Genomic DNA, 7759 nt, shown 5'->3' on the forward strand with positions numbered 1-7759 from the left:
CGGCTGCTAAAAGCTTCAATCTCCAGCTGTTCCCGTTGCCCCGCAAAATTTTCGGGCAGATGAATATAAAGGTATAGATAATTACGAAAGTTTTTGCTAATATAACGTTATATCAATTATTTTGTAATCGATTACAAATCGGAAGTCAGCCGACTCCAGCTAAAGGAAAACGGTCCGCTCATGAGCTCCATTAAAGAGGTTGCCAAGCAAGCCCACGTTTCAGTCGCGACGGTATCCAGAGTGCTGAACAACGATCCGGTCGTTAAGCCCGCCACGAAAAATAAAGTGCTGCAGGTTATCAAAGAAATGAACTACAAGCCGAACTTGCTTGCCAAAAATTTGCGAAAGCAGGCCAGCCGCACAGTCGTGATGGTGCTGCCCTCCATGTCCAATCCGTACTTCTCGGAGATCGCCAGGGGAGCGCAGGCCGCCGCCTACGACAAAGGCTACAACATCATTATCGGAACGATCGAATCGAAGCGCTGGATACTGGACACTTACATCAATATGCTCAAGACGAATCTGGCGGAAGGAATCGTCTTCGTTTCGTCCAGCGTGAGCAAGGAACTGCTCGAGACGCTTGTGGATGAATACAGCGTCGTTCTGTGCACCGAATATTATCCGGGAATTAATGCGGCCTGCGTAGCGATCGATAACAAAAAAGCCGGTTATGAGGCAGCGAGGGAGCTGATCCGCCGCGGTCATACCCATATCGCTTATATTGCCGGAAGCAGTGCGTCGAGCTCCGTTGCCGCCCGGATCGAAGGGTACAAGGAGGCGCTGAACGAAGCGGGCATCCCGTTTCGTCCCGAATTAATCGCCGGAGCGAAAAACAAATTCGAACATGTCAAAGAAATCGTAAACGGCATACTCGGCCAAGGAATGCAGATCGACGGCATCCTGACTCATTCGGACCTCCAGGCGTCCTATGTGCTGAAAGGGATTAAGGAAAAGTCGATCGGCTTATCTGACGAGGTTGGCCTAGTCAGCTTCGACGGCACGTTCGTTGCGGAGATTACGAATCCAACCCTTACTTCGATCGTCCAACCCCTGTATGATCTGGGTTACACGTCGGTCTGCAAACTTATCGAGAAGCTGCAGGGCGAATCGGGCGACGAAGAAGAGGGGCTTATCCTGCTGCCGCACCATTTGGAAGTGCGAGAAACATAAGCCTCGCAGAGCCGCAGGCCCGGTCGTTGAAAGCGTTCGGCGAACCGGACGGACGGGCAGGCGGCCAAATCGGGGACGGATGCATTCGGCCGGAGATGTACCCGGCCCCGGACGAGGGCGGCAAAGTGGGACGCTTTTCTTTTAAAGATATGTAATCGATTACAAAAAGACAAACAAGCATGCATGCTTGCATCTATCTGCTGCACGATTCATTTGCAACCGGAAGGGGTTACCCAATGACGATGATTGCCAATCCCAAAGTGAGCGGCTTTGTACCTGTGTGGGCGCCTTTCAAAGGCTTCTCCCTCTTGTTCGACAATCCGGGAGACAATTACTCCAAGGTAAACGGTTATCCGGAACTGGAGAAGATCGACTGCCGCGGCGGCAGTCCCGAGCTTGCTTTTTATCAGACGTTGTGGGACGTGAGCAGAGAAGCGGGCGAGCTCGCCTGCTCTTACTTGTTCTGTGCGCTGCCGCTTCATTCCTATCACGTAACGGTGTGGGACGGCCTGAACGATTTCAATGTCCGCAGGCTGCCCGATCGGGCCCGGTTAGAAGCGGAGCAGTGGCTGAGAAGCTTGCCGGCCTCGTTCGATTCCCGAAATCCGCTTCTTACCGTTCCTGACGGCGAACCGATCGGCATCCGCATCGAACCGATCGAATTCGAATACGACTGCCTGGAGAAATGGAACAACTCCTCCATTGTAGCCAGACTAAAGCCAACGGACAGCCATGCGGAAGTTGTACTTAAGGGCATTGAGAAGGCGAGAGAACGATTGAATGGCGTGTTCGAACAGCGTTTCGGCTTTCCGACAGCGGTGCCGCAGTACCGGCCGCACGTCTCGATCGGATATTTGGCCAATAAACAGTTGGGTGAGAAGGCGGAGGAGGCTGTACAGCGATTACATACACAGCTTGCGCCGGCGATCAGCGGGAGGAGGCTTCGTTTCGCCACCATCGGAATGTACGGGATGAGCGATATGGAGACGTTTTTCAGGCGGGCGTGTTACGAAAAACGGTTGCAAACTTTTGCTTCCCGATCCGGCAGTAATGAATTAAGCTGAGGGGGTGAGGATGGCCGAACGGCGTAGTGCGAAGAGATCGATCGCTATTGCCGAATGGAGGAGCGTACAAACAGGAACGAACGGGTTTGTCTGAAATGTAATCGATTACGGAAATTTCCGATTGGAAGGGAGTCCTCGCAAATGATCCATTCTAGAAAGGTAACGATTCGGATAAGTGCGGCATTGCGCTGCATCGTTCCCGCTGTGGCGTTCGCTGTGCTCGCCGCATGCTCGCAGTCCGCAGAACCGGTACCGGCCGCCAAGCTGGAAGAGAAAGCCCCGGACCCGGTAACGATCAAGATCGGGGTGAAGAAGAGCGGTTATTTGACGGATGAAGAATTTAAACGGTTTTTTGCCGATTCGGTCGGCAAGGCTTACCCGTGGATTACGGTCGAACGGGTCGATTACGACGACAAGCTCATTCCGGAGATGCTGGCATCGAACGGCGTGCCCGATATGATCGTAACGAATAACGTCAACGGAATTCCCGCGATCAGCGAGGCCAAGCTGCTAACTTCGCTTACGGAAGGGCTGAAGAAGCATTCGGTCGATCTGGCCCGGTTCGAGCCGCAGACGCTGGAAGCGATTCAAGCCGCCGCGCAGAGAGACGATCTCGTAGCGATTCCGTATACCAGAAGCTTCAGCGCCTTGTATTACAATAAAGACATTTTCGACAAATTCGCCGTGCCGTATCCAAAAGACGGAATGACGTGGCAGGAAGCGACGGAGCTGGCGAAGCGGCTCACCCGCATGGACGGGACGACCCAATACCGCGGACTCGAGCCTAACGTTCCGGAACGGATGGCGATGCAGCTGTCCTTGCCGTTCGTTGACCCGAAGACGAACCGTGCCGTTATTAATAATGAGCTATGGAAAAAGGTGCTGCTTCAGGCGGCGGAAATCTACTCCATACCCGGAAACGGCAAGCATGCATGGAAAACGGCCGGCATCAACGCCTTCACCAAAGACCGGACGCTCGCCATGCTGGCCGATGTCAACATCATCACGACCGCCCGGCTGGGAGAACTGACCGATCTCAATTGGGATTTTGCAGCCTACCCGGTATTCCCCGAAGCGCCGGGCAAAGGAATGGGAGCGGATCTGCACATTATGGTGCCGACGAGTATAAGCAAATATCCGGACGAGGTGTTCAAAGTGATGACGACCGTCATCTCCGACGAAGTCCAGCTCGATATGGCGAAGCAAGGCAGGAACAGCACCATGAAAGACGAGAAATACAAGACGGCGTTCGGGCAAGATTTGCCGTTCCTGAAAGGCAAAAATATTGCAGCTGTGTTTAAGACGACAACCGCCGCTCCGTATACGCCGTCCCTGCATGACACAAGCTCGATGACGTTGATCCAGGCGGAGCTCCGCAATATGTTCCAGAAGGGCAAGGACGTGAATTCGGCGCTGAGAGATGCGGAAGAGGCGATCAACAACAGCATCAAAGCGAAGGGACAATAAAACACCGGGAGGTGGGCGGGATGTCGAACAATTCATACGACAATCCTTCGTCGGAGGCCAGATTCAACCGGAGAAAGCTGCTGCAGTCGCTCGGCGCAGCCGGCGCCGTTATGGCGGTTGGCTCCGTCGGAGCGGCAATCGCTCACGGCAAGTCTGCCGATTGGGAGCAATCGGGACGCGGGAACCTATCGGTTACGGAAAGCGTCTACCCTGGCCACTCTCATCCAGACCGGCACGGGACGGAGGGCTGGTACGATTTGAAGCGGCTGGGAGCGGTTGGAGACGGAGTGACGGACGATACGGGGGCGTTCGAACAAGCTTTGCTGCATATTAAGATGAGGGGCGGCGGAGTCGTTTACGTGCCTCCCGGACAATATGTCATCACCCGGGTGCTTCGGTTGTACAGCCATACGACGATCAAAATGGAGGATGGGGCCGTACTGAAAAAGCTCGGAAATCCCGACTCCAATCTGAAGCTGTTCGTGAACGGGGATATCGGCGATGCTGAATATGCAAGCGGCTACGGCGGCGATGGCAACATCACGGTCATCGGCGGGACGATCGATCTGTGCGGGCATACGCATCCTCCGACCAACCCGTCACGAAACTTCCAGGCGTTCGGCATCGCCCACGCTGACGGCGTTCATATCGAGAGAGTCCGGTTTATTAATGGCCATAACGGGCATATCATCGAATTCAATTCGAGCCGCAATGTCAAGCTGCTTCACTGTCTGTTCCAGGATCAGGTGGTCGCTTCGACCGGCCAATACGAGATGGTGCAGATCGATTTCGCCTCAGCCGAAGCGTTCCCCACATTCGGCGCGTTCGACGATACGCCTTGCTGCGACGTGCTGATTGAGGGCTGTACGTTCGTGAACGGACATAGAGGCGTCGGTACTCACGGCTCGAAATACGACAGTGCGGGCAAGCAAGTGTTTCACAGCAATATCCGTATCGTGAACAACTGCTTCAACCAGATCGCCGATATTGCGATCAAGCCGGAAAGCTACCGGAACGCCGTGGTTGCGGGCAATACGATCGAGAATACAGGAAGTGCGGGTATTGCGATCTACTCGTGCCGGAATACGATTATTGCCAACAATACCGTAAGCCATGCCGGCTTGCACGGCATTGCGATTTCCCGCAAGACGAGCAGCGTCTTCGACGAGCCTTCCGCCGACATCACGGTATGCGGCAATGTACTGAACAACATCGCGTTTTCGCCTTTTCGAATGATCGGGGGAGCGGGGATTGTGGTGGACGGTAATATCGGGTCGACCTCTAATCGCGAAGGGGCCTATATAACGAATACGGACGATCTTGTGCTGCGTAATAACGTCTTTCGGGGAGTCGGTCAGGCGCAACATGGGCAATATTACGGCATTCGTGCCGACAACTGCTCGAATGTAGAAATAGCCGGCAATTCGCTCAGTAACGCGGGCTATACGAATAATTACAAATACGCGATCTACATCCCCGCCGGCAGTACGGGTGTGAAGATCTCGGCCAATACGGCCGCCCCTGGGGTGTCCGGAACGATTCGCAGCGACTCGGTTGACGCCGTCATCGCTATGGAGAGCGGCGAGCGTATGCTGACCGGGAGTCTGAATGTTTCCAGCGGAACGGTTGTGTTGAATGACGATATAACCAAATACAGAACGCTGATCATCGCGACAGGCTCCGTATCCGGCGGCGGTTTGCGCCACGAAATCGCAAGAGGCTGGTATACGTCCGGCTTCCGGCCCGGGACGGACTTCCTGAATGTCGCCACCTCCGGCGGCAAGCTGGTCGCATCCATTGATACGAATACTCAGCTTACCGTCGTAAGCGCGAGCGATCCATTAAGGTACGTAATCGGTGTTTTGTAACCGGGCAGCCGGTCCAGTATTCCCTCCATGCAGAATCAGGCGTGGAGGGTTTTTCACTTGGATGGACGGCATTCTTCCTACAAGAACGTGCTCGTGCAAAAATATCCGTTGCTTCTTTCATAATCGTATGGTATGATTGCAAAAATTTATCGAGAACAAATAATGGAGGGCAGAGGAAAGTGGCTTATTATTACACAGAACCATCGAGGACGTTTAGCGAATATTTGTTGCTGCCGAACTTGACGACAAAGGACTGTACGCCGGCCAATGTCAGCTTGAAGACGCCGATCGTAAAGTTTAAGAAGGGCGAGAAGCCCGACGTTTCTTTGAACATTCCGTTCTCATCTGCGGTTATGCAGGCGGTATCCGACCATGGTATGGCGGTCGCTTTGGCGCGGTGCGGCGGAATTTCGTTTATTTTCGGTTCTCAATCGGTGCAAGACCAGGCGGAGATGGTTCGTAAGGTAAAAGGCTATAAGGCCGGATTTGTCGTGAGCCGCTCCAATTTAACTCCTGACCATACTTTAAAAGACGTGCTGCAGTTAAAAGAGAAGACCGGGCACTCGACCGTCGCCATTACGGACAACGGTTCGCCGACCGGCAAGCTGCTCGGGATCGTAACGAGCCGGGATTACCGGGTCAGCCGGGATGCGCAGGATAAGCGGGTAGCCGATTTTATGACGCCGTTCTCTTCGCTTATTTATGGAAAGTCCGGGATTACGCTGTCGGAAGCGAACGATCTGATCTGGGAGCATAAGCTGAACTGTCTGCCGATCGTGGACGGCCATCAAAACCTCGAATACCTCGTTTTCCGCAAAGACTACGACGCGCATAAGGAAAATCCGCTGGAGCTGCTCGATTCGAACAAAAGCTACATCGTTGGAGCCGGCATTAATACGAAGGATTACGAGGAAAGAGTCCCTGCTCTGGTGGAAGCTGGAGTCGACGTGCTCGTCATTGACTCGTCGGACGGTTATTCCGAATGGCAGCGCGAGACGATCCAGTACGTGAAAGCGAACTTTAACGCCAAGATCGGAGCGGGTAACGTCGTGGACCGCGAAGGCTTCCTGTATCTGGTCGAAGCGGGAGCGGACTTCGTCAAGGTCGGAATCGGCGGCGGTTCGATCTGCATAACTCGTGAGGCGAAAGGGATCGGCCGCGGCCAGGCATCCGCTCTCATTGAAGTTGCGCAAGCCCGGGACGAATACTACCGGGAAACGGGCATCTATGTTCCGATCTGTTCGGACGGCGGCATTGTGCACGATTATCATATTACACTGGCGCTGGCTATGGGCGCGGATTTCGTTATGATGGGCCGTTACTTTGCCCGCTTCGACGAGAGCCCGACCCGCAAGCTGCGTGTCGGCAATAACTTCGTTAAGGAGTTCTGGGGCGAAGGCTCGAACCGTGCGCGCAACTGGCAGCGGTACGACACGGGCGGCAAGCAGGGCCTGTTGTTCGAGGAGGGTGTCGACTCGTACGTGCCGTACGCGGGCAGTCTGCAGGAAAACCTCGATAAGACGATCGGCAAAATCAAATCGACGATGTGCAACTGCGGTTCACTCTCCATTGAAGAGCTGCAGCAGAAGGCGAGAATTACACTCGTATCCGCAACCAGCATCGTTGAGGGCGGCGCTCATGACGTCATCCTGAAGGAAAGCAGCCTGTCCGAAGAATAAGGAGGCGCTGAGCAGATGTCCGAGCGGAATGCATCGCATTTGAGCAAATACAAGCTGTCTTTAAGCCCGCTGGATATATACAATCACGAGTTCGATAAGCAACTGCGGGGTTATAACGAGGATCAAGTGAACGAATATCTGGATATCATCATCAAAGATTACGAACGCTTTGTGGTGATCCTGAAGGAGCTCGAAGGCAAGATCGAGACTCTGGAGGCCCAGGTTCAGGAGCGGCACGTGGAAAGCCGGATCGAACCGGAGGACCCGCTTAGCCAGATGCAGCGCCGGCTGGGTGATCTGGAGCTTCAGGTGTTCGGGGAAAGACGGGACGGCAAGAAGTGGTGAAGCAGATATAGCGTTATACCGGAAGAGAGTCTGCCTGAGGGCGGCTCTCTTTTTGTGCTGCCTGCACAACTTTCTTACATGACCTATGCACTTGGAGGTAATCCCTGGTAAATTTCCGGTTTAGGCGTAACCCAAAGAAGCACCAAATAATGCTCCGGCCAAAAAA

At 54.1% G+C, this 7759-nt stretch carries 6 protein-coding genes; all 6 read left to right on the forward strand.

Features of this window, described 5'->3' with window-relative positions:
• The first annotated feature begins 180 nt into the window (after window positions 1–180).
• The 6 genes from IDH45_RS19795 to IDH45_RS34710 all read left to right on the forward strand — a co-directional run bounded on the left by IDH45_RS19795 (window position 181) and on the right by IDH45_RS34710 (window position 7593).
• Entirely contained in the window at window positions 181–1170 is a 990-nt protein-coding gene (locus IDH45_RS19795) for a LacI family DNA-binding transcriptional regulator (RefSeq protein WP_190929854.1), read from the forward strand.
• Between the two features lie 236 nt (window positions 1171–1406).
• Window positions 1407–2234, forward strand: coding sequence for a 2'-5' RNA ligase family protein (locus IDH45_RS19800; RefSeq protein WP_190929855.1), 828 nt, complete (start codon window positions 1407–1409; stop codon window positions 2232–2234).
• Between the two features lie 141 nt (window positions 2235–2375).
• Window positions 2376–3701: an ABC transporter substrate-binding protein gene (locus IDH45_RS19805; protein WP_190929856.1), complete on the forward strand. Its 1326-nt coding sequence runs from the start codon at window positions 2376–2378 to the stop codon at window positions 3699–3701.
• 20 nt (window positions 3702–3721) lie between these two features.
• The gene (locus tag IDH45_RS19810; protein WP_190929857.1) at window positions 3722–5569 is read left to right on the forward strand and encodes a right-handed parallel beta-helix repeat-containing protein; all 1848 of its coding nucleotides are present in this window, start codon (window positions 3722–3724) and stop codon (window positions 5567–5569) included.
• A gap of 179 nt (window positions 5570–5748) precedes the next feature.
• Window positions 5749–7248, forward strand: coding sequence for an IMP dehydrogenase (locus IDH45_RS19815; RefSeq protein WP_190929858.1), 1500 nt, complete (start codon window positions 5749–5751; stop codon window positions 7246–7248).
• A 15-nt stretch (window positions 7249–7263) separates the two neighbouring features.
• A complete protein-coding gene (locus IDH45_RS34710; RefSeq protein WP_317891241.1) occupies window positions 7264–7593 on the forward strand; it encodes a DivIVA domain-containing protein in 330 nt (109 codons plus the stop codon).
• Window positions 7594–7759: the final 166 nt, after the last annotated feature.

Origin of the sequence: Paenibacillus oceani (assembly GCF_014705615.1) — a bacterium.
GTDB lineage: Bacteria > Bacillota > Bacilli > Paenibacillales > NBRC-103111 > Paenibacillus_AB > Paenibacillus_AB oceani.

What these genes read in the sequence shown, in the direction of transcription:
- IDH45_RS19795 (WP_190929854.1), top strand. Translation starts at nt 181, where the DNA reads ATGAGCTCCATTAAAGAGGTTGCCAAGCAAGCCCACGTTTCAGTCGCG.
- IDH45_RS19800 (WP_190929855.1), top strand. Translation starts at nt 1,407, where the DNA reads ATGACGATGATTGCCAATCCCAAAGTGAGCGGCTTTGTACCTGTGTGG.
- IDH45_RS19805 (WP_190929856.1), top strand. Translation starts at nt 2,376, where the DNA reads ATGATCCATTCTAGAAAGGTAACGATTCGGATAAGTGCGGCATTGCGC.
- IDH45_RS19810 (WP_190929857.1), top strand. Translation starts at nt 3,722, where the DNA reads ATGTCGAACAATTCATACGACAATCCTTCGTCGGAGGCCAGATTCAAC.
- IDH45_RS34710 (WP_317891241.1), top strand. Translation starts at nt 7,264, where the DNA reads ATGTCCGAGCGGAATGCATCGCATTTGAGCAAATACAAGCTGTCTTTA.